Here is a 22,738-nt window from a genome sequence, read left to right as displayed (position 1 = left end):
CCCGAAGCCAACCTCAGGGTTAGGCTCGCCGGGTGCTGATCGCGATCGAAGGTGTGGACGGCGCAGGCAAACGCACGCTGACACAGGGGCTGCGCGACGAGTTTGAGGCGCACGGCAAGGCCGTCACCAGCCTGTCCTTTCCCCGCTACGGGCAGTCCGCGCCCGCCGACATCGCCGCCGAGGCGCTGCACGGCGGCCACGGCGACCTGGCGTCGTCGGTGTATGCGATGGCAGTGTTGTTCGCGCTCGACCGCGCCGGTGCCCGCGAGGAGATCGACCGGCTGCGCGCCCGCTTCGACGTCGTGATCCTGGACCGCTACGTGGCGTCCAACGCCGCCTACAGCGCGGCCCGTCTGCATCAGGGCGCCGACGGGGACGTCGTCGCCTGGGTGCACGACCTGGAGTACGGCCGGCTGGGTCTGCCCGCGCCGGACTGGCAGGTGCTTCTCGACGTGCCCGCCGAACTGGCCGCCCAGCGCGCCGAGCACCGCGCCAACACGGAATCCGACCGGGCCAAGGACGCCTACGAGCGCGACGACGGCCTGCAGCGGCGCACCGGCGAGGTCTACTCCGAGCTGGCCGCGCGCGGCTGGGGCGGGCGGTGGCGCGTCGTCACCGCAAACGTGAATCCGGCCGATTTGGCCGCCGCTTTGACCGAGTAGCAGACTCGCGGGCGCGCTATCAGCGATTTATTGCAATTTGGTGACACCATGGAATCCATGAGGCAAAGGATTCTGGTCGTCGATGACGACCCTTCGCTCGCCGAGATGCTCACCATCGTCCTGCGCGGGGAAGGGTTCGACACCGCGGTCATCGGCGACGGCACCCAGGCGCTCACCGCAGTGCGGGAATTGCGGCCCGACCTGGTCCTGCTGGACCTGATGCTGCCCGGCATGAACGGCATCGACGTGTGCCGTGTGCTGCGCGCCGACTCCGGGGTACCGATCGTGATGCTGACAGCCAAGACCGACACCGTCGACGTGGTGCTCGGCCTGGAGTCGGGCGCCGACGACTACGTGATGAAGCCGTTCAAGCCCAAGGAGCTGGTGGCCCGGGTGCGCGCGCGGCTGCGGCGCAACGAGGACGAGCCCGCCGAGCTACTTTCCATCGGCGACGTTGACATCGACGTGCCCGCCCACAAGGTCACCCGCCAAGGCGAGCAGATTTCGCTGACGCCGCTGGAGTTCGATCTATTGGTGGCGCTGGCACGCAAACCGCGCCAGGTGTTTACTCGTGATGTGCTACTCGAACAGGTGTGGGGGTACCGGCACCCCGCCGACACCCGTTTGGTGAACGTGCATGTCCAACGTTTGCGGGCCAAGGTCGAGAAGGACCCGGAGAACCCGCAGGTGGTGCTGACTGTTCGAGGAGTGGGATACAAGGCCGGACCCCCGTGATCCGGCGCGGCTCGGCCGCGGTCGTGAGTTCGCGTGACCCGGCCGTGGCCGTGATCCCCGTTGGCGGGGCTCCGAATAGTCGGCGGTCGCCGTGATCTTCAGTTCGCGACGGCGCATTCGCGGTCGACTCGGCCCGTCTGCACCGTTGATCCGCGGGTTGGGCGCCCTGGGGCGCGCCCTGGGCCTGGCCTGGCGTCGCTCCCTACAGCTACGGGTGGTGACACTGACCCTCGGGCTGTCGCTGGCCGTCATCCTGGTGCTCGGGTTCGTGCTGACCAGCCAGATCACCGACCGCATCCTCGAGGTCAAGGTGCGCGCGGCGACCGAGGAAATCGAACGCGCCCGCAACACCGTCAGCGGCATCGTCGGCGGCGAGGAAGCCCGCTCGCTGGACAGCAGCCTGCAGCTGGCGCGCAACACCCTCATCGACCGCAAGGCCGACGCCGGGGCCGGCCTGGCAGGCGCCTACGACGCGGTCCTGGTCGTGCCCGGCGACGGGCCGCGCGCCGCCACCGCCGCCGGTCCCGTGCAGCAGATCCCCGACGCGCTGCGCGAGTTCGTCAAGGCGGGCCAGGTCAGCTACCAGTACGCGACCGTGCACACCGACGGCTTCTCGGGGCCTGCGCTGATCATCGGCACGCCGACGTCGTCGCCGGTCACCAACCTCGAGCTGTATTTGGTCTTCCCGCTCAACAACGAGGAATCCACCATCACGCTGGTGCGCGGCACGATGGCCACCGGCGGTGTGGTGCTGCTGCTGATGCTGGCCGCGATCGCGCTGATCGTCGCGCGCCAGATCGTGCTTCCGGTGCGGTCGGCGTCGCGGATCGCCGAACGCTTCGCCGAAGGCCACCTCACCGAACGGATGCCGGTGCGCGGCGAGGACGACATGGCGCGCCTGGCGGTGTCGTTCAACGACATGGCCGAAAGCCTGCACCGGCAGATCACCCAGCTGGAGGAGTTCGGCAACCTGCAGCGCCGCTTCACCTCCGACGTCAGCCACGAACTGCGCACCCCGCTGACGACCGTGCGGATGGCCGCCGACCTGATCCACGACCACAGCGAGGACCTCGACCCCGCGCTGCGCCGCTCCACCGAGCTGCTGGTCAGCGAACTCGACCGGTTCGAGATGCTGCTCAACGACCTGCTGGAGATCTCCCGCCACGACGCGGGCGTGGCCGAGCTGTCGGTGGAAGCCGTCGACCTGCGCAACACCGTGCAGAGCGCGCTCGACAACGTCGGCCACCTGGCCGCCGACGCACAGATCGACCTCATCGTCGACATGCCGGTCAACGAGGTCATCGCCGAGGTCGACCCCCGCCGCGTCGAACGCATCCTGCGCAACCTGATCGCGAACGCGATCGACCACGCCGAGGGCAAACCGGTGCGGATCAGGATGGGCGCCGACGAAGACACCGTGGCCGTGACCGTGCGCGACTACGGCGTCGGGCTGCGGCCCGGCGAGGAGAAGCTGGTGTTCAGCCGATTCTGGCGGTCCGACCCGTCGCGGGTGCGGCGGTCCGGCGGCACCGGGCTGGGCCTGGCGATCAGCATCGAAGACGCCCGGCTGCACCAGGGCAGGCTCGAGGCGTGGGGCGAGCCCGGCAAGGGCGCCTGCTTCCGGCTGACGCTGCCGCTGGTGCGCGGCCACAAGGTGACGACAAGCCCGCTGCCGTTGAAACCCATTGGGCGCGAACGAAAGGCGCGTCGCTCGACGGCTCAGCGCCAACCTGCGGGGGAGAGCGTGTGAAGCGCCTGCTAGCCGTCGTGGCCGCGGTGTGTGCGACGGTGCTGACAGGTTGTGCGGGTGTGCCGAGTTCGTCGGCGCCGCAGGCCATCGGCACGGTCGACCGCCTCGCGCCGCCCAGCCTGCCCAAGCCGACACCGGACATGGACCCCGACGTGCTGCTGCGCGAGTTCCTCAAGGCCACCGCCGATCCGTCCAACCGGCACCTCGCCGCTCGGCAGTTCCTCACCGAGTCGGCTTCCAAGGGATGGGACGACGCGGGCAGCGCACTGTTGATCGACCGAGTGGTCTTCGTCGAAACCCGTGGACCCGAACGGGTTTCGGTCACCATGCGCGCCGACATCCTCGGTTCGCTTTCCGACATGGGCGTGTTCGAGACCAAGGAGGGCGCGCTGCCCGATCCCGGCCCGATCGAGTTGGTCAAGACCCCCGGCGGCTGGCGCATCGACCGGCTGCCGAACGGGGTGTTCCTCGACTGGCAGCAGTTCCAGGAGACCTACAAGCGTCACACGCTGTACTTCGCCGATCCCACTGGCAAGACCGTCGTACCCGATCCGCGCTATGTGGCGGTGTCCGATCCCGACCAGTTGGCCACCGAACTCGTCACCAAGCTGATCGCCGGTCCGCGGCCGGAGATGGCCAACACCGTGCGCAACCTGCTCGAGGCGCCGCTTCGTTTACGCGGCCCGGTGACTCGCGCCGACGGCGGCAAGATGGGCGTCGGCCGCGGCTACGGCGGCGCCCGCATCGACCTGGAGAATCTGTCGACGACCGATCCGCACAGCCGCCAACTGCTTGCCGCGCAGATCATCTGGACGCTGGCGCGCGCCGGGATCAACGGACCGTATGTGATCAACGCCGACGGCGCCCCGCTGGACGACCGCTTCGCCGAGGGATGGCAGACCTCCGATGTCGCAGCCACCGACCCTGGTGCGGCCGACGGCGCGGCGGCCGGGCTGCACGCCTTGATGAACGGCTCGCTGGTGTCGCTGGACGGTCAGCAGGCGCCGCGGGTGCCCGGACCGTTTGGTGCGACACCGAACCAGACCGGGGCAGCCATCTCCCGCAACGGGCGGGAGGCCGCGTCGGTGGTGACGCTCAACGCGGGCACACCCGAAGTCGCGTCGTCGCTGTGGGTCGGACCGATCGGCGGAAACCCGTTGCAGGCCATGGATGGTCGCACACTGTCGCGGCCGACCTGGGCGCTCGACGACGCGGTGTGGGTGGTGGTCGACGGCAGCAACGTGGTGCGCACGGTGCAGGACGCCTCGGGACAACCCGGCCGCATCCCCGTCGACATCGCCGCCATCACAACGAAATTCCCGGGGAAGATCACCGAGTTGCAGCTGTCTCGTGACGGCACCCGCGCGGCGATGGTGATCGAGGGGCAGGTGGTCCTCGCCAGCGTCGAGCAGACTCCCGGCGGCGGTTACGCGCTGACCTATCCGCGTCGGCTCGGCTACGGCTTGAAGGACACCGTGGTTTCGCTGTCGTGGCGCACCGGTGACGACATCGTCGTCAGCCGCACCGACCCGCAGCACCCGGTCTCCTACGTCAACCTCGACGGGGTGAACTCCGACGCCCCGAGCCGCAACCTGCTGATGCCGGTCGGTGTCGTGGCCGCCAACCCGTCAACGGTCTATGTCGCCGACGCCCGCGGCATCCTGCAACTGTCGGCAACCGGCGCCGACAACGACCCGCGCTGGGTCGAGGTGCGGCCACTGATGACACCCGGCGCGATACCCGTGCTGCCCGGCTGACGTCTCAACGGCGGCCGCGCAGGGTGCTCGCAGGCGATTCGCCATAGCGGGCGGCGTGCGTAGCAGCGGACCGGCCGAGGTTGGTGAAACCCCACTGATACGCGATCGATGCCACCGTGGCGCTCGTCGGGTCGGAACGCTGCAGCGCTTCATGCGCTCGCAGGAGCCGAACTTCGCGCAGGTATGCCATCGGTGAGGTGCCCAGATGTCTACGGAAACCCGCTTGTAAGCCGCGCACACTCGCGTGGCGGCGGGACGCCAATGCTGACACCGTCAACGGTAGATGCGCTTCAGCTTCGATGATCTCCATCGCCGTGCGGACGATGCGGGAAGGGACCGGCGGAGTAGGTGCCGCGACGGCTTCGCGGTGCGGATGGTCGGCGGCTATCAGCAGACCGCGAGCCACGCTCTCTACGAACGGCCGGCCGACCAGCGGAACCGTCAGGACGCTGTCGGGTTGGAATGCCTGTTGAGCGAGGATCGTCAACATCCTGATCCAGCTCTTCGCCGACGCCGTGCGGACCGACATGGTGGGCAGGAAGTCGACCTGCGAGGTGACGCGTCGGCCGAGTACATCGCCCAGAGCGTTGTCCACGACGGTGCGGTCGATCTTGACAGCGAGCATCCGGCTGCCTGCTGACCAACGCCCGGTCGCACGTCCCTCCGGTGGATACACCAAGACGGTGCCGGCCTGCGCGGAGACGGCGGACCGGCCCGAGACAGTCTCCATGTGGCCCGACACCAGCACGTTCACCCGGTAAGCCGTGCACTGCGTGCCGCAGTCCAGCGCCAACTGACTGCCGACCTGCAATTCGCCGACGGAAAGCGGCCCGACGTGCCCGATCCTGTGGTTGAGGGTCAACGAAGCCGGATCCGTGTGCAGCATGATGTGCGGCTCGGGGCAGCACAGACACGAGAATTGCTCCAGCGAAGTCGCGGTGGTCCAACCGGTGTTCATGAAATCGGCAACGATTGCGGCCGCCGAGATGTGGCTCGTTCGGACGGATTGGCAGCAATTTCCCAGGCGTCGTGCGCTACTCGGCCATTGCGGTGCGCCTGCCGGCCCAGTCGGGGAGCGCACCGGCCATGCCTATGAAACGACGGGAGCCGACGGAGGCGACGCGCATCGCGTAGGCAGTAAGCCGCCGTCGAAGTCGCTGACCGGAACCCCGCGAAGGCATGCCAGCAGCCGCAACACCCGTTCCTTGGAGAAGTTTTCGATATCGTGCGTCTCGGGATAGAGCGCCGTCTTGAAGTGCTCGTAAAACAGCGGTGTTCCTACCGACACACCAGGATTCAGCCTGCCCCCGGACAGGATGTCGGTGGTGGCCAAATCTTCAGCAAGCCGCAGCGGATTTTTCGAGCCCCAGGGGGATGACGGCGGTACCCAACGCAATTCGGCTCGTACGTTGGCTCGCCGCGGCCAACACCGCGATCGGGGAGGAAATCGCCGGTTGGAGGTGCCGCTGGCGCACCCATACACTGTCGAACCCAAGCTCCTCGGCAAGCTCGATCAACCCCAGTGTTTGATGATGACCGGGCCCCGGATTGGCCGGATCGAAATTTCCGACGGTCAAGAACCCCAGGCGGCGCATTGGCCTCACGAAATCAGTCATGGCGGCGACGGTATGGCCGCGCTGCCAGCGCCTCTAGCCGGGCGACGTATCCCTATAGACAGATCGCGCGAGGTGATTGATGACACCCTGCGCGCTACGGTGCCGCCCGCTGACTTTGGCCGTTGTGCGGACAAATCGGCTCTCGTGGCTTTTGCTATTAGGAGTGCTATCTGTAAGGCCCAGCCCGCCGGAAGGATTGCCATGCCCTTCGATGATGTCCAGATCCCCCGTCAACATGTGCTTCGTGGTGCCGGTGTCTTCTTGACGGCCGGCGCGCTCGCCGCGTGCGGCAACGCAGTGGCGAGCCCGCGGTCGCCAGCGATACGACGCCGGCGGCTGCGCCGCCGAACACGACAGAACCCCCTGCCGCACCGCAGTCGGGGGTGCTCACCAAGACGTCGGACGTGCCGGTCGGGTCCGGTGTCATCGTTGGCGATGTCGTGGTGACACAGCCGTCGGCAGGAGACTTCAAGGGATTCTCCGCGAAGTGCACGCACAAAGGGTGCACGGTGAACGCTGTGGCGAACGGCACGATAGATTGCCCGTGCCATGGCAGCAAGTTCAACCTCGACGGCACGGTCGCCAACGGCCCGGCCACCGAACCTCTGGAACCCAAGGCCATTTCGGTCGACGGACAGGACATCGTGCTGGCGTGACCGCGGTCTAGCGGTCCTGCTCATTCCCTGGGAATCACCTGCGGATCTTCCCGGGCGGGATGCCTTTACACGTTTGTAACGTTGTGGGGGGTCAATGGCTGCCCACAATGGAAGAGGTTGACTGAATGGCCGAACACGAGCCGGCATCCGAGTTGCACGTTCATGACTGGGCATCAGCAGAGAAGTTCGATGATTTCGCCCTTGTCTGCTGTGGCCAACCCCATCTCACTCTGCGCAGCGATCCGGAAACCTTCGCGCTGACCCAGCGCATCGGCCGGGTAGGGCCTGTGACCCTCGACGAGATGATCATCGGGTCGGACATCTCGATCGACGGCAGCGACGCGTGCGGCTCCTATCGGATCCTGCTGGTGCAGTGCGGACGCGCCGAGTCGGTGTCGCGCGACGGATCGCTGACGGTCGGGGCTGGCGGCGCCGTCCTATACGCGCCCGACGGGCTCGAAGGGGTGCGCTGGACGGCGGGCAGCAAGTTTCTCTCAGTCAAGATCGGTCACCGCGCGGTCGACGACGCGCTGGTCGACGCACTCGGTCTGCACACGAAATCCCCGATCGACTTCAACCCGGTCATGTCGATGGACAGTGCGCCGACGCGCAGCTGGATCAGCATGGTGATGCTTTTCAGGGAACTGATGTTCCGGTCGGACAGCCTGCTGCATCAACCTCTGGTGCGGTCGCCGTTCACCGACGCCTTGATCCGAGGACTGTTGCTCGCTGCCGACCACCCGTATCGCGATGCGGTCGCAAAAGATCAGCCGCTGGCCGCACCGCGCACCGTCCGACTGGCCGCCGAGATGATCGAAGCGGAAGCGCACCTGCCGTTGACCGCGTCGCACATCGCCGCACGATGCCATGTCAGCGTGCGAACGCTGCAGGACAGCTTTCGACGCCACATGGGTATTTCGCCGATGGCGTATCTGCGTCAGGTGCGGTTGCGGCGCGCACATGACGAACTGCTCAAGTCCGACCCGTCGGTGACAAGCGTCGCCGCTGTGGCCTATCGCTGGGGGTTCACCAACCTCGGCCGGTTTGCGGCCGCTCATTCCGCCCGCTACGACGAATGTCCGGCGGCCACACTCAAGCGCGCAGGTTAGACGGGAATCCGATTCGTGCGCAATGTGTCCCCTCAGCCGCGCACATCGGCTAGGTCAATTACAGTGACGCCCTTAACGTTAGCGCCATGCTCTATGCCGTCCCCTCCGCTGAACGCATGTCTTCACTGGCGCGTGAACAAACTAAAATTGCTGCACGACAATGCAACTCCGCCACCCCCACTGATGACGCCGAGAAGGCGGTGCGCGCATCGGGACTCTTCTGCAGGGCACATCGCGACGCAATATCGGTGTGGCTCAAGCGCATGCGGCCAGCCCTATTCGCGGCCGGGAGCGTCGTATTCGCACAGGGCGAGCGCGGCGGAGCGCTGTTCGTCATCGTGTCGGGGAAAGTGAAGGAGACGTACCGGCATACCGACGGCAGAGAAGCCGTGCTCAACATTTTGGGCCCATCCGAGGTGTTCGGTGTGCTGACCCCGTTCGACAACCTGCCCCGGACTGTCACCGCCACCGCCCTGACGGAGGTGCGTGCGGTCGCCATCGATCGCCGTCAACTTCTCGCCTGGACGGTCGTCTGCCCGGAGGTCATCCACCAGGTCATGCGCCTGATGGCGCGCCGTGTCGATGTGGTCACGGATTGCCTGGTCGACTTCATGTGCCCCGACCCGACCTACCGCATCGCCAGGCGATTGTTGGTGTTGGCGAAAAGATTTGGCCGACGGCATGCGGACGGCGTTCAAGTGGGGCACGATATGACGCTGGCGGAGCTTGCGTCGTTCTCGGGTGTCGATGAGCACACCGCGGCGGTGACCCTGCGTGACTTCAAAGCCGACGGCTGGATCCGGATCGTCGACGGCGAAGTTCTGATCGTCGATGCGCACGGACTTGCACAAGTCTGCGCGGAGGTCGGTTGTGGCTAACCGGTTCTCGTTCAACGACCTGAGTTGCCGGGTCGTCGGAGCGCCCATGGAGGGAGGTCCGTCGACGCCCACGCTGGCCGCCGCGGTGTCCAACGCAGGCGGCCTTGGCTTCCTCGCAGGCGGCGCGCTGTCGGCCGAGGAGTTGGCCGAGGCGATCGTCGGCACCCGACGAATGACCACAGCGCCGATCGGCGTGAACCTGTTTGTGCCGCACTCGCCTGAAGTGACGACAGATCAGCTACGGCAGTACGCCGCTTCGCTTTCCGGCGAGGTCGACCGCTACGGCGCGGCGCCCGGTCGTCCACACCACGACTCTTACGACGATTGGCTCGCCAAGGTCAGCGTGGTGTGCGACCTGCGACCCGAAGTGGTGTCCTTCACGTTTGGGGCGCCGAACGCGCGACACTGCTGCCGAATTCGCACCGCCGGGATCCTCACCCTTGCGACGGTCACCACACCCCAGGAGGCGGCGATCGCGTTGAGCCGCGGGGTCGATGGCTTGGTGGCACAGGGCCCGAGTGCGGGTGGACATCGGGCGACGTTCGACCCCCGTGCCATGCCGACAGACCCGTTGGAGGATCTGGTATCGGCCCTGATCAAAATGTCGGACCGCCCCGTCGTGGCGGCTGGGGGAATCGCGACGGCCGCCGATGTGAGGGGTGTGCGCTGCCTGGGTGCGACGGCGGCGCAGATCGGAACGGCCCTGTTGCTTGCCGACGAAGCCGGAACCAATCCGGTGCATCGGGCAGCGCTGACCGACCCGCAGTTCGACGCGACGGTGCTGACCCGGTGCTTGACCGGCCGCTACGCGCGCGCACTGCGGAATCGGTTCGTCGACGACCACGAACCCGATGCCATCTTCGGGTTCCCCGAGGTGGCGGGCATCACCGCGCCGGTGCAGGCGGCGGCGGTACGCGCCGGCGATCCGCACGGCACAAGCTTGTTCGCGGGCACAGCGTTCCGTGAAGCGATGACGGGACCTGCGGCCCACATCGTGCACGCACTGTCGCTCTAGTCCTGTCTTCCCGCTTCGCGCGCCAACGGAGGTATGCAGTGCTACTCGACCATGCCCACACCGATGACGTTCACGACCGCAGAGTCCGAGACAACCAGGCGCGGCTGGCGACGGAGTTAACCCGGCCATACGACTTCATCGTCTGTGGCGCGGGAACATCCGGTTCGGTCGTCGCGCGGCGGCTCGCCGAGGACCCCGCGGTCAGCGTGCTGCTGCTGGAAGCAGGTGGCGATGATGACGTCCCCGCGGTCACCGAACCGGACCTGTGGCACACCAATCTCGGCGGGCCGAGGGACTGGGCGTTTGTCGCCGAGCCGAACGCCAACCTCAACAACAGGACGCTCACGCTGAACACGGGCCGGGTGCTCGGCGGGAGCTCGAGCATCAACGTCATGTGTTGGGCGCGCGGCCACAGGGACGACTGGGATCACTTCGCAGACGAGTCAGGGCATTTGGCGTGGAGCTACGCCGCGGTGCGCGACATCTACCGGCGTGTCGAGCACTGGCGGGGGCAGTGCGAATCGGCGTATCGGGGCCGCGGCGGACCGATGTGTGTCGAACCGAACACCGACGCCCATCCCGCCAATCGGGCGGCGGTCGAGGCCGCACACGTCATCGGGGTTGAGGCGTTCGATCATCCCAACGGCGCGCTGCTCGAAGGACCGGGCGGCGCCGCGATCGCCGACAACATCATCTGTAACGGCAAGCGCCGCTCGGCCTTTCGTGCCTACGCCTACCCGATCATGGACCGGCCGAACCTGACGGTGCTGACCAACGCCGAAGTGCGCAGGCTGCGGATCAATCGCGGTCGCGCCGTCGGAGTCGAGGCATCGTTTCGCGGCCGGATCCGCGAGTTCACCGCCGACTGCGAGGTCGTGCTGTCGATGGGTGCCATCCACACCCCCAAAATCCTGATGTTGTCCGGCCTCGGCGATGCGGGCCGGCTGCGGCAACTGCAGATTCCGGTGGTCGCACATCTGCCCGGGGTCGGCAGAAACCTGCAGAACCACCTCGCCTTCTCGTGCATATGGGAGATGCCGAGCCGCTGGCCGGCCGACCCTGTCGGCGGCAGCGTGATGTTCTGGTCGCGGGGCGACGGCAAGGACTCGCCCGAGTTCTTCGCCTGCCAGGGGGCGCTCAAGCTGGCCAGCCCCGAGAGCATCGCGCGGTTCGGGCTGCCCGAAACATGCTTCGGCATCTACGGTTCCCTCACCCACCCGCGCAGTCGCGGCATAGTCGAACTCACCGGACCCGCTCCCGACGATCCGGTCCGCATCCACGAGAACGCGCTTTCCGACCCGCACGACCTTGCGCAGGCCGCCACGTGCATCGAGGACATTCGTGAAGTCGGCAACGCCCCTGAACTGCGGCCGTACTTCACCCGCGAGGTGATGCCGGGCGATCTCAAGGGCGACGAGCTCACCCGCTACTTGCGCGACGGCGCGATGACGTACTGGCACCAATGCGGCACGGCGAAGATGGGCCGCGATTCGATGTCCGTCGTCGACGGCGCCCTCAAGGTCTACGGCATCGCCGGGCTGCGCATCGCCGACGCGTCGGTGATGCCCAGAATCACAGCCGGAAACACGATGGCGCCGTGCGTGGTCATCGGAGAGCGCGCAGCCGAGGAGATCAAGCGAGCCCACGGCTTGGAGTAGCTTGACAGCCGGATCGATCGATAAATAGCGTGCACAGATGCCAGAAGCGCCCATCGGTGGGCGAGTGCCGCTTGTCTACCGGCACGTCGATGTGTTCAGCCAAATTCCGTTCGGCGGCAACAGCTTGCCGGTCTTTGTCGACGCTGATGGCCTCACAGCAGCGCAGATGTTGCGAATCACGGCGGAATTGCGGCACTTCGAAGCGATCTTCCTGCAGGCAACGGATCGTCCCGACACTGTCCGGGCAAGAATTTTCGACCTCTTCGAGGAACTGCCCTTCGCCGGTCACCCGGTCATCGGGGCGGCGGCGGTGTTGCACGAACGCTCAGCGACCGGCGGCACGAAGTACTGGCAGTTCGTACTCGCAAGCAGGACAGTGCAAGTCAGGACCGAGGTCACCGACGGCGGCTACACGGGCTGGCTGGATCAAGGCGCGCCGGAATTCTTGGGGACGGTCGACGAGCGTGACCGCATCGCCCGCGCTTTCAACCTCGACGCCAACGACCTCGCGCCGCACCTACCGTTGGAAGTGGTGAGCACCGGGCTCCGATATCTGATCGTGCCGATCCAGGCCGGCGCGCTGGGTAAGGCCCGAATCACCCACGACATCACCGAACTGCTGCACGGCTACCACGCCCAGTTCGCGGTTCTGCTCGACGAATCCGCTGTCGAGATCCGGCATTGGAACAACGACGGCGCCACCGAAGACGTCGCCACCGGCAGCGCCGCAGGCACGATCGGTGCCTATCGCCTGCGCCATGGGCTGATCCGCGGCGGGGACACGTTCATACTGAACCAGGGCCGATTCACCGGACGCCCAAGCGAACTGTCCGTGCAGGCGGAAGGCAGCGCCGACCGTGTCGAATCGGTGAGCGTCGGCGGGAACGTCGCCTTCGTTGGGTACGGCGTCATCGAGTCGCTGCCCTAATACCACCGACATGGGTTCTGCCAGATGGAGATGCGCTATATCCGGGCCCATGCGGTGATCAGTGCCGGCAACATGAACACCGCCCCGGCGTCGGCCAGTTCCTGCTGCAATCGGGATGGAAACTCGTCCGTGTCGGTCAGTCCGTCGGTGTTGACTGCAAGCTTTCTGGCCAGGGGGAGCAGCGAACGCCACGTCTCCGCCAACCAGGTGAGCTCCAGGATGTCGTCAGGTCCCGCCACGGGCGCACCGAGCGTCATCCGCGGCGAATCGAGCCCGGCGCGACTGAAGCATTGATGCATGGTCAGACCGAAGTTCGAGTCAACGCCCATGCGGGCGAACGTTTCTCGGATGGCGCCGAGGATTGCCTCGCACAGCGGCGTTTCCGGCACGCTCGCGGTCCCTCGGTTTTCGAAGTCACTGAATGCGACGACACCACCGGGCCGGATACGGACAGCGAGCTTGCGCAGCGCCTCCACAGGATCGGGCAGATGCATCAGAATCAGTCGCCCGATCACCGCGTCAACCGGCTCGTCGAGGGCAATGTCGTCAATCGCCGATTGCACGAATCGTACGGTCGGAAAGTTGAATTCGCGCGCACGTCGCCGCGCATGTTCGATGACGTCGCCGGACATGTCGACGCCGGTCACGCTTCCGGTCGGCCCGACCAGGCCCGCGGCCAGGAACGACACGTCGCCGACGCCGCAGCCGACATCGAGGACCCGCATTCCCGGCCGTAGGCCGGCCAGCCGCAGGGCGTACTCCATGTGGCCGTCATACAGTCGCGACTGCAGTTGGAGCCTGCGCGTTTCCGGGTCGGTGTGGCCGAACAGATACGTCATAACGACGACGGTATTGCGACGGTTGCGGGCGAACGAGACACGGCGCGCACCGTTTCGGCCGGAACGCGCATGCCTCAGGTCATCGCGGCGACGATCTGATCTCGGGTCAGCGGCAAGGTGCGCACCCGCACCCCGAGCGCCGCTGCCACTGCGTTGGCGATGGCGGCGGTGACCGGTCCCTGCGCGCATTCCCCGACGCCGAGCGGCGGATTGCCGTCTGTCGGCATGAGTTTCACGTCGACGGCGGGCACCTCGGAAAACCGCAGAATCGGGTAGGTCTCCCAGTTGTCGCTGGTGACGTTGTGCCGGTCGAACCGGACGCGTTCCTTCAGCGTCCAGCTGGTGGTCTGGATCGCTCCGCCCTCGATCTGGTTGACCGCGCCGTCGGGGTTGATGACCAGACCCGCGTCCACCGCGATCGTCAGGCTGCGCACCCGCACCTGATCGACGGCCTCCACCTCGGCCACGACGGCGCAATAGGCGCTCGCATTCTTGTACCTGGCATAGCCGACACCGCGACCAACAGAATCCGACGCAGGCGAGCGTCGCCAATCAGACTCACGCGCAACGGTTTCCAGCACCCTGCGACCGCGCGGGTCCGACAGCTGCGCGAGCCGGAATTCAATGGGATCGACTCCAGCCTGCGCGGCCAGTTCGTCCATGAACGACTCGATGGCGAAGACGTTGAGATGCGCCCCGAGGGAGCGAAGCGCCGATGTCCGCAACGGCATCTCCGGGATCAGGTGATTGACCACCTCGCGGTGCGGGAAGTCGTAGCCGGGAACGGCATTGCGTCGGGTGCCGCCGCCGAGTTCCAGCGGAGGTTCGGCCGTCGAGTGGATCGCGGTGCGCTCGCGGTGGCTGGTGCCCAGGAACGCGGGCGGCCCGATCATGCCGGGGCGGCTGATGAAGCTGCCGCTGAAGATCTCGTGCCGCCACGACAGCACGCGGCCGTCGTCGCCGGTTTCCGCCGAAACCCGCACCACCCCAGCCGATCCGAGCGGCGCCCACGCCAGCTCGTCGGCGCGCGACCACACCACTTGCACCGGTTGTCCCGGGACCGCCCTGGCCAGCAGCGCCGCATCCATCGCCGCGTCGTCGGCGCCGTTGTGGCCGTAGCACCCGGCGCCCTCGACGTGGCGAACCACCAACTGCTCTGGGCGCATACCCAGTTCGCGCGCGATTTCGCGGCGCAGGATGTGCATGCCCTGCGAGTGCGACCAGATCCGCAGTTCGTCATCGATTGCCAGCGCGATCGCACACGACGGGGCGATCGAGCCGTGGGCCAGGAACGGGCGGTGATAGGTCGCCGACAGGGTCCGCTGCGGCGGCGCCGACGGACGCGACCCCTCGGCGAGCACCGTGGTGTCGGCGGGTGCCGACGTCAGGAATGTCGGCAGGTCATCGTCGTCGGGCAATGACGCCCGCTGCTCCCACTCGGCGTCGGCGCGCAACCGGTCCGCCGCGCGCAGCGCGACCTCCTCGCGGTCGGCGATCACGGCGAGGAAGTCGCCCTCACAGACCACGTCGACGACTCCGGGCTGCGCCAACGTGGGCGCGGTGTCCACGCTGCTCAGGGTCGCCGCGCGCGCCGGCGGCCTCACCACGCGGCCGTAGAGCATGCCGTCGAGATGAAGGTCGTGCACATAGCGGGGTCGCCCGGTCAGCTTGTCGGGCAAATCGATTCGCGCCACATCCGTGCCCACCACGCGGTAGTCCGAGTCCTTCTTCGGCGTGGCACTGCCGCTGGCGGGTCGGTCGAGCACGGTCTCGTCGGCGAGCTCCCAGTAGCTGGTGACCGACCCGTCGGGGCCATGGATCTCGCCGTCGTCGACGTCCAGGTCTTCCTTCGGCACCGCGAACTTGTCCGCGGCGATCGAGAGGTAGAGGTCGCGGGCTTCGGCGCACACCATGCGCAGAGCCGCGCCCGAGTGCTGAATGGACAAACTGCCCGCGGTGAGTCCCTCGTCGGGGCTGACACCCGTTGCTGCCGAGACCATCTCGATGCGTCGCACGTCCACGTCGAGTTCTTCGGCGGCCATCTGGGCCAGCGCGGTGAGCACGCCCTGGCCCAACTCGACCTTGCCGGACCGCACATGCACCGCGCCGTCGGTGCGGATGCTCAGCCAGTCGCCGAGGCGTGGGTTGGCCGCCAGTGTCGGCGGCAGCGCGTCGGTGTTCACGTCGGCGGTCATGGTGTGTCTGTCCGCATTTCGGCCGCCGCGGCCAGCACGGCACGCACCACGCGGTTGTGTGCTCCGCAGCGGCACAGGTTGGCGTCGAGGGCGGCGCGCACGTCGGCGTCGGAGGGGTCCGGGTTTTCTGCGAGCAGATGGGCGGCCCGAACGACGATGCCCGACATGCAGTAGCCACACTGTGCGGCCTGGTGCGCGACGAGCGAACGGGCCACTGGGTGCGGTTGGCCGTCGCTGCCGAGGCCCTCGACGGTCGTCACGGCCTTGCCGTCGGCCGCCCACAGCGGGGTGTCACAGGAGTACGCGGGACGGCCGTCGATGAGCACCAGGCACGCGCCGCACACGCCGAGCCCGCACCCGAACCGGGTACCCGTCAGGCCGAGATGGTTGCGCAACACATACAGCAGCGCGGTGTCCGGCTCGCTGTGCACCACCTGTCTGCGGCCGTTCACGGCGACGACCGAAGTCTGCTCCGAGGCCTGTTCTGTCATGACTCCAGGATCACCGCGGCCGCCGGCGGCGGCCAGCCAGATTCGTCACAGAGCATTCTCCCAGGTTCGAAGATTCGCGCGCAATGTGTCCACTGCCCTGCGCCTCGCGGCTTGTAGGCGACCATTGCTCTTCCTAACGTAGGCGGGGCGGCGGCGAAGTGAAAGCGCCTCGGCCGCATGGCTTCTCTCGTGGCTTGTCTGGTGAATCTTCGCGAGAGGCAAACCCTGATGACACTCGTGGAATCTGATGGAAGGAGTAACTTCAGTGGCACCATCCGATGACGCCCATCACCAGATGGCCGCAATGATCTTCGGCTACTGGATCAGCCAGGCGCTGGGTGCATACGCCTCGCTTTCTATTGCCGATCACCTCGCAGATGGTCCGCTGACGGCCGCTGAGGTAGCGCAGCGGGAGTGCAGTGCACCTGAGGCTACCTTCCGACTGATGCGGGCCGGGCTCACTCTCGGGCTGTTGACTTCCGACTGCGACGGACGATTCCGCGCCACCGAACTGCTGGACACGTTGCGAAGGGACGCTCCGCGATCGCTACGGGATGTTGCCTTGTCGATGACCGGTCGGATGCACTGGCAACCGTGGGGGGAGTTCGCCGCGGCGGTGCGTACGGGTGAGAGTCAGGCCCGGAAGATGTTGGGATTGCCCATCTTCGACTACATGCAAAAGAACCCGCACGTCTCTGTGGAATTCACCGCCGCCATGACGGGCTTGACCGCCCTGTGGAAAAGTGACGTGGTGGACCGCCTCAACACAGATGGGGTGACATTGGCGGTCGATGTGGGCGGGGCAAGTGGTGCGCTTCTTCGTCAGCTCCGGGAGGCGAATCCCGCATTGCGCGGGATCGTTTTCGACCGCCCGGATGTGGCCGCTGCGATAGCGGACGATTTGGAAGGCATTGGCGATGGCATCGAGGTGGTTGGTGGCGACTTCTTTGAAGCGTTGCCTGCGGCAGATCTTTATCTGCTGAAGTTGGTCCTGCACGATTGGGACGACGAAAGCTGCGTCAAGATTCTGAGGCGTTGCCGGGAGGCGATGGCTCCTGGCGGCCGGATCGCCGTCATCGATTTCCTCATCGAGGATGCCCGCAATCCCGGCTTCGCGGCGCTGATGGATTTGAACATGCTCGCGATGGCGACCGGAAAGGAACGCACGGTCGAAGATTTCGACGCACTGCTGGCGAACGCGGACCTGCGCCGATGCGGGCTGCAGACGACAGATTCGTACGCGATCATCGAAGCCGTCGGGGCCTGAACCCCGGATGTCACCGCGTGCCGGGACACTGGCCGCGTGCTCGACCTGGTGTTGCCGCTGGAGTGCGGCGGCTGCGGCGCGCCGTCGACCCGGTGGTGCGAGGCCTGCGCGCGACAGCTGCGGGTCCGGCCCGACGAACCGCATCTCATCGCGCCGCGAGTGCCGCCAGGGGTGCCGGTCTTCTCGCTGGGCCGGTACGCGGGCGCGCGCCGCAACGCGCTCGTCGCAGTCAAGGAGCACGGCCGCGCCGACCTGGTCGGCCCGCTGGCGGCCGCGCTTGACGCCGCGCTGCGACGGCTACAGGCGTGGCGTGTGGTGGAGGCGCCGCTGGCCGTGGTGCCCGCGCCCACCCGCCGGCTGGCCGCGCGCAGGCGCGGCGGTGACCCGGTGGCCCGCATGGCGCAGGCCGCGACGCGACAGAACCCGGACGCGGCGGTGGTGCCTGCGCTGCGAATGGCCGCCCTGGTGCGCGACTCGGTGGGGCTGTCGAGTGCGGCGCGGCAGCGCAACGTGGCCGGCCGGGTTCGGCTGTGCCGCCCCGCCGACCGGCTGGACAGGCCGGGCGGCGACGTCATCCTGGTCGACGACATCGTCACCACCGGCGCGACGGCCGCCGAGTCGGTGCGCGTCCTGCAAACTTGCGCGGTTCCGGTCGCCGCCGTCCTCGCCCTCGCCCACGCCTGAGCGCGCCCTTGACGACCGGGCCGATTTCTGCCGCATCAAGCCGCAGTGACGAACAGAAAACCGGTAGGCGAAAAGAGTGGCACTGCCGGGTAAACACAACTACCGTCGGGGCCAAGCAACCGTGACGCCTCACGGCGGCGCTCAACCCAGAAGCGCCGACCCTCGCCCGAGTGGTAGGAGGTGAGTTATCGACACCTTGCACCGGCGAGCGGCGAAATCGCGTGCCCCGTCGGTGCATCTTCATCCGAGGTAGGCACGCAGCGAGCGTGCGACGCGAAACAGAAACGAGTCGCCAAGCATGTCAATCCGTTCCATGGAAAACGACCGCTCGATGATCGTCGAAGACGAGAAGCCGGCGCCGGCGCCTCGCGCCGAGGTCGTCGTCAAAGGCCGCAACGTCGAAATTCCGGACCATTTCCGGATTTATGTCTCCGAGAAACTGGCGCGTCTAGAGCGATTTGACCGCAGTATCTACCTTTTCGATGTCGAACTCGACCATGAGCGCAACAGGCGCCAACGCAAGAACTGTCAACACGTAGAGATCACCGCGCGGGGCCGCGGGCCGGTCGTGCGCGGCGAGGCCTGCGCCGACAGCTTCTACGCAGCCCTGGAATCGGCGGTGGGCAAACTCGAGAGCCGCCTGCGGCGAAGCAAGGACCGCCGCAAGGTGCACTACGGCGACAAGACCCCGACGTCACTGGCCGAGGCCACCAAGATCTCGGCGCCCGAAGCCTTCGAACCGCGCCGCTCGGCCCAGGAGGAGTCGGACGACTACGAGCATCGCGACGGCGTCGAGCACCACGAGCCGGGCCAGATCGTGCGCGTCAAGGAACACCCCGCCACCCCCATGACCGTTGACGACGCGCTCTACGAGATGGAACTGGTCGGCCACGACTTCTTTCTGTTCCACGACAAGGAGAGCGACAAGCCCTGTGTGGTGTACCGCAGGCACGCCTTCGACTACGGGCTGATACGCCTGGCCTGACGCAAATAACCAGGGAGTTCGACGAGTCCCCTACGATGGACCTCGTCTAATACGTCACGAGATCCATCAACCCACAGGGGAAAATAGCGTGCTCGATAAGTTGCTCCGGCTCGGTGAAGGCCGCATGGTCAAGCGCCTCAAGCGGGTCGCTGACTATGTGAACACCTTGTCCGACGACGTCGAGAAGCTCTCCGACGCCGAACTGCGCGCCAAGACCGACGAGTTCAAGAAGCGGTACGCCGGCGGCGAAGACCTCGACGATCTGATGCCGGAGGCGTTTGCCGTCGCCCGGGAGGCGGCGTGGCGCGTGCTCGACCAACGGCCCTACGACGTGCAGGTGATGGGCGCCGCCGCCCTGCACTTCGGCAATGTGGCCGAGATGAAGACCGGCGAGGGCAAGACGCTGACCTGTGTGTTGCCTGCTTACCTGAATGCGCTGTCCGGCAGGGGCGTGCACGTGGTCACCGTGAACGACTACCTGGCCAAACGCGACAGCGAGTGGATGGGTCGCGTGCACCGCTTCCTCGGCCTGGAGGTGGGCGTCATCCTCGCCCAGATGACGCCCGACCAGCGTCGCGCCGCCTACAACGCCGACATCACCTACGGCACCAACAATGAGTTCGGCTTCGACTACCTGCGCGACAACATGGCGCACTCGGTCGAGGAGATGGTGCAGCGCGGCCACGCCTACGCCATCGTCGACGAGGTCGATTCCATCCTGATCGACGAGGCGCGCACCCCGCTGATCATCTCCGGGCCCGCCGACGGCTCCTCGCATTGGTATGCCGAGTTCGCGCGCATCGCGCCGCTGATGGAGAAGGACAAGCACTACGAGGTTGACCTGCGCAAACGCACCATCGGCATCACGGAGCTCGGCGTCGAGTTCGTCGAGGACCAGCTCGGCATCGACAACCTCTACGAGGCGGCCAACTCCCCGCTGGTCAGCTACCTCAACAACGCCATCAAGGCCAAGGAGCTCTTCCAGCGCGACAAGGACTACATCGTCCGCAATGGCGAGGTGCTGATCGTCGACGAGTTCACCGGCCGCGTGCTGGTGGGTCGGCGCTACAACGAGGGCATGCACCAGGCCATCGAGGCCAAGGAAGGCGTCGAGATCAAGGCCGAGAACCAGACGCTGGCCACGATCACGCTGCAGAACTACTTCCGCCTCTACGACAAGCTCGCCGGCATGACGGGCACCGCCCAGACCGAGGCGGCCGAGCTGCACGAGATCTACAAGCTCGGCGTGGTCAGCATCCCGACCAACAAGCCGATGATCCGCGAGGACAAGCCGGACCTGATCTACAAGACCGAAGAGGCCAAGTACCTCGCGGTGGCCGACGACGTGGCCGAGCGCTACCAGAAGGGCCAGCCGGTGCTGATCGGCACCACCAGCGTCGAGAAGTCGGAGTACCTGTCACGGTTGCTCACCAAACGGCGCATCCCGCACAACGTTCTCAACGCCAAATACCACGAGCAGGAGGCCGCGATCATCGCCGAGGCCGGTCGGCGCGGCGCGGTCACCGTAGCCACCAACATGGCCGGCCGCGGCACCGACATCGTGCTCGGCGGCAACGTCGACTTCCTGACCGACAAGCGGCTGCGTGAGCAGGGCCTCGACCCGGTCGAGACCCCCGAAGAGTACGAAGAGGCCTGGCACAGGGTGCGCGCCCAGGTGAAGGCGGAAGCCGCGAAGGAGGCCGAGGAGGTCATCGCCGCGGGCGGTCTGTACGTGTTGGGCACCGAGCGCCACGAGTCGCGTCGCATCGACAACCAGCTGCGCGGCCGCTCCGGCCGCCAGGGCGACCCGGGCGAGTCTCGGTTCTACCTGTCGCTGGCCGACGAGCTGATGCGGCGGTTCAACGGCGCCGCGCTGGAGTCGCTGCTGACGCGCCTGAACCTGCCCGACGACGTGCCGATCGAGGCCAAGATGGTCACCCGCGCCATCAAGAGCGCCCAGACGCAGGTCGAGCAGCAGAACTTCGAGATCCGCAAGTACGTCCTCAAATACGACGAGGTGATGAACCAGCAGCGCAAGGTCATCTACGCCGAGCGCCGCCGCATCCTTGAAGGCGAGAACCTCAAGGAGCAGGCGCACGCGATGATGGTCGACGTCATCACCGCCTACGTGAACGGCGCCACCGCCGAGGGCTACGCCGAGGACTGGGACCTTGAGACGCTGTGGACGGCGTTGAAGCAGCTGTATCCGGTCAGCATCGACCACCGCGACCTGATCGACTCCGACGCCATCGGCGAGCCCGGCGAGCTGACCCGCGAGGAGCTGCTCGACGCGCTGGTCAAGGACGCCGAGCGCGCCTACGAGGAGCGTGAGAAGCAGCTCGAGGAGATCGCAGGCCCCGGCGCCATGCGCCAGCTCGAGCGCAACGTGCTGCTCAATGTCATCGACCGCAAGTGGCGCGAGCACCTCTACGAGATGGACTACCTCAAGGAGGGCATCAACCTGCGCGCCGTCGCCCAGCGCGACCCGGTGGTCGAGTACCAGCGCGAGGGCTACGACATGTTCATGGGCATGCTCGAAGCCATGAAGGAGGAAGCCGTCGGTTTCCTGTTCAACGTCACCGTCGAAGCCGTGCCGCCCACACCCGCGCAGCAGGTCGCGCCCGTCGCGGCACCCAGCGGGCTGGAGGAGTTCGCCGCCCAGGCCGCGGCCAAGTCGCAGGACGGCGGGGTGGCCACCAAGGAACGGGTGGAACCCGCTCCGGCCCTGCGCGCCAAGGGAATTGACGACCAGGCTCCGCCGCTCACCTACACCGGCCCGTCCGAGGACGGCAGTGCGCAGGTGCAGCGGCAGACCGGCGGCGGCAACGGCGGAGGCAGGCACTCCGCGCTGAGCCGGCGCGAACGGCGTGAAGCCGCCCGCAAGCAGGCCAAGGCCGCGCGCAAGGGCTGACGGCGGGTCGGGTTTCAGCCGATCTGTAGCGCCACCAACCGCCAGCGGCCGTCGATGACCTCGATGCGGCCCGCGATGGCGCGCATGCGCGGTCCGCGGGTGTAGGTGGCGAACACCTCCGCGGCCACCGGCTGATCGGGCTCGTTCTCGTCGACGGCGGCCGTGCGCAGCCGCACCCGGCGCAGCACCGCCGCCTTGACCGGTCCCGAGGAGCGGGCCTGCGTGAAGACCATGTCCAGCAGGCGGGGCGTCAGCAGCGGCCGCAGTTGCGTGATGGGCCTGCGGCGGTCGATGACCTCGAGGACGCGGCGAAGGGCGGCGTCGGCAAAAGAAGCCGCCGCCGGAGGCGGCGCGATGTCAGGGGCCGCCGGAGGCGGCGCGATGTCAGGGGGCGCCGGAGGCGGCGCGATGTCAGGGGCCGCCAGGGCAGGCGATGGCTCCGGGGACCGCAGTGGGCGCCGCTGCCCGCGGTGCAGCGCGGCGGCCGACGGCGTCGCGCACCCGACGGCCCGGCCGGCAGCGGTCAGCGGCGGTGGTTCGTAGTCGATTACCGGCGCGGTGAATGCGCCTGGCTCGAACGGGATTTGCGATGCGGACATCAC

At 67.1% G+C, this 22,738-nt stretch carries 19 protein-coding genes and 1 pseudogene; 14 read left to right on the top strand and 6 right to left on the bottom strand.

All coding sequences use genetic code 11. The features are described 5' to 3' along the window. Nucleotides 1-32: 32 nt before the first annotated feature. The 4 genes from CQY20_RS10545 to lpqB all read left to right on the top strand — a co-directional run bounded on the left by CQY20_RS10545 (nt 33) and on the right by lpqB (nt 4,904). Entirely contained in the window at nt 33-662 is a 630-nt protein-coding gene (locus CQY20_RS10545; RefSeq protein WP_097940029.1) for a dTMP kinase, read from the top strand. 48 nt (nt 663-710) lie between these two features. Next, nucleotides 711-1,397, top strand: a complete 687-nt coding sequence (gene mtrA / locus CQY20_RS10540; RefSeq protein WP_097940028.1) for a two-component system response regulator MtrA — start codon at nt 711-713, stop codon at nt 1,395-1,397. 91 nt (nt 1,398-1,488) lie between these two features. Next, nucleotides 1,489-3,147 (top strand): MtrAB system histidine kinase MtrB, encoded by a 1,659-nt coding sequence (gene mtrB / locus CQY20_RS10535; RefSeq protein ID WP_097940027.1) that lies wholly within the window; start codon nt 1,489-1,491, stop codon nt 3,145-3,147. Further along, nucleotides 3,144-4,904 carry an MtrAB system accessory lipoprotein LpqB gene (lpqB, locus tag CQY20_RS10530; RefSeq protein ID WP_097940026.1) on the top strand — a complete coding sequence of 587 codons (1,761 nt, stop codon included), beginning with the start codon at nt 3,144-3,146 and terminating at the stop codon, nt 4,902-4,904. The genes mtrB and lpqB overlap by 4 nt, the downstream gene beginning before the upstream one ends. 4 nt (nt 4,905-4,908) lie before the next feature. On the opposite strand, the gene CQY20_RS10525 is transcribed toward lpqB, so the two are convergent. Further along, the gene (locus CQY20_RS10525; RefSeq protein ID WP_097940025.1) at nt 4,909-5,862 is read right to left on the bottom strand and encodes an AraC family transcriptional regulator; all 954 of its coding nucleotides are present in this window, start codon (nt 5,860-5,862) and stop codon (nt 4,909-4,911) included. A gap of 186 nt (nt 5,863-6,048) precedes the next feature. Next, nucleotides 6,049-6,520, bottom strand: a pseudogene (locus CQY20_RS10520) (LLM class flavin-dependent oxidoreductase); the annotation flags it as partial. A 284-nt stretch (nt 6,521-6,804) separates the two neighbouring features. Here CQY20_RS10520 and CQY20_RS10515 point away from each other — a divergent pair. The 6 genes from CQY20_RS10515 to CQY20_RS10490 all read left to right on the top strand — a co-directional run bounded on the left by CQY20_RS10515 (nt 6,805) and on the right by CQY20_RS10490 (nt 12,764). Continuing rightward, nucleotides 6,805-7,176 (top strand): QcrA and Rieske domain-containing protein, encoded by a 372-nt coding sequence (locus tag CQY20_RS10515; protein ID WP_337425169.1) that lies wholly within the window; start codon nt 6,805-6,807, stop codon nt 7,174-7,176. Nucleotides 7,177-7,301: 125 nt separating this feature from the next. Beyond that, on the top strand, nt 7,302-8,285 hold the full coding sequence (locus CQY20_RS10510; protein WP_097940024.1) for an AraC family transcriptional regulator: 984 nt from the start codon (nt 7,302-7,304) through the stop codon (nt 8,283-8,285). Nucleotides 8,286-8,371: 86 nt separating this feature from the next. After that, complete coding sequence (locus CQY20_RS10505; RefSeq protein ID WP_097940023.1) at nt 8,372-9,163, top strand: Crp/Fnr family transcriptional regulator; 792 nt, start codon at nt 8,372-8,374, stop codon at nt 9,161-9,163. Further along, nucleotides 9,156-10,178, top strand: coding sequence for a nitronate monooxygenase (locus tag CQY20_RS10500; RefSeq protein ID WP_272938804.1), 1,023 nt, complete (start codon nt 9,156-9,158; stop codon nt 10,176-10,178). The genes CQY20_RS10505 and CQY20_RS10500 overlap by 8 nt, the downstream gene beginning before the upstream one ends. Nucleotides 10,179-10,282: 104 nt before the next feature. After that, nucleotides 10,283-11,836, top strand: coding sequence for a GMC family oxidoreductase (locus CQY20_RS10495; RefSeq protein WP_207767264.1), 1,554 nt, complete (start codon nt 10,283-10,285; stop codon nt 11,834-11,836). Nucleotides 11,837-11,873: 37 nt separating this feature from the next. After that, entirely contained in the window at nt 11,874-12,764 is an 891-nt protein-coding gene (locus CQY20_RS10490; RefSeq protein ID WP_234816186.1) for a PhzF family protein, read from the top strand. 35 nt (nt 12,765-12,799) lie between these two features. Here the strand turns inward: CQY20_RS10490 and CQY20_RS10485 are convergent, their stop codons facing one another. The 3 genes from CQY20_RS10485 to CQY20_RS10475 all read right to left on the bottom strand — a co-directional run bounded on the left by CQY20_RS10485 (nt 12,800) and on the right by CQY20_RS10475 (nt 16,289). Then, complete coding sequence (locus CQY20_RS10485) at nt 12,800-13,603, bottom strand: class I SAM-dependent methyltransferase (RefSeq protein ID WP_097940020.1); 804 nt, start codon at nt 13,601-13,603, stop codon at nt 12,800-12,802. Between the two features lie 74 nt (nt 13,604-13,677). Further along, on the bottom strand, nt 13,678-15,798 hold the full coding sequence (locus CQY20_RS10480; protein WP_097940019.1) for a xanthine dehydrogenase family protein molybdopterin-binding subunit: 2,121 nt from the start codon (nt 15,796-15,798) through the stop codon (nt 13,678-13,680). Further along, a complete protein-coding gene (locus tag CQY20_RS10475) occupies nt 15,795-16,289 on the bottom strand; it encodes a (2Fe-2S)-binding protein (protein WP_097940018.1) in 495 nt (164 codons plus the stop codon). Before CQY20_RS10475 ends, CQY20_RS10480 begins: the two co-directional genes overlap by 4 nt. Before the next feature lie 265 nt (nt 16,290-16,554). On the opposite strand from CQY20_RS10475, the gene CQY20_RS10470 reads away from it, so the two are divergent. From CQY20_RS10470 to secA, 4 genes are all read left to right on the top strand, one after another. Beyond that, nucleotides 16,555-17,556 carry a methyltransferase gene (locus CQY20_RS10470; RefSeq protein ID WP_163700774.1) on the top strand — a complete coding sequence of 334 codons (1,002 nt, stop codon included), beginning with the start codon at nt 16,555-16,557 and terminating at the stop codon, nt 17,554-17,556. 36 nt (nt 17,557-17,592) lie between these two features. Continuing rightward, entirely contained in the window at nt 17,593-18,240 is a 648-nt protein-coding gene (locus CQY20_RS10465) for a ComF family protein (RefSeq protein ID WP_097940016.1), read from the top strand. Nucleotides 18,241-18,538: 298 nt separating this feature from the next. Next, nucleotides 18,539-19,225, top strand: coding sequence for a ribosome hibernation-promoting factor, HPF/YfiA family (hpf, locus tag CQY20_RS10460; protein ID WP_097940015.1), 687 nt, complete (start codon nt 18,539-18,541; stop codon nt 19,223-19,225). Between the two features lie 88 nt (nt 19,226-19,313). Continuing rightward, nucleotides 19,314-22,136 (top strand): preprotein translocase subunit SecA, encoded by a 2,823-nt coding sequence (gene secA, locus CQY20_RS10455; protein WP_097940014.1) that lies wholly within the window; start codon nt 19,314-19,316, stop codon nt 22,134-22,136. A 14-nt stretch (nt 22,137-22,150) separates the two neighbouring features. Here secA and CQY20_RS10450 read toward each other — a convergent pair whose 3' ends face one another. Then, a complete protein-coding gene (locus CQY20_RS10450) occupies nt 22,151-22,735 on the bottom strand; it encodes an Rv3235 family protein (protein WP_097940013.1) in 585 nt (194 codons plus the stop codon). Between the last annotated feature and the right edge of the window lie 3 nt (nt 22,736-22,738).

The organism is Mycolicibacterium agri, from assembly GCF_002553505.1.
GTDB lineage: Bacteria > Actinomycetota > Actinomycetes > Mycobacteriales > Mycobacteriaceae > Mycobacterium > Mycobacterium agri.
The sequence above is the reverse complement of the archived record's forward strand: the minus strand, read 5'-3'. Positions and strand labels throughout refer to the sequence as shown.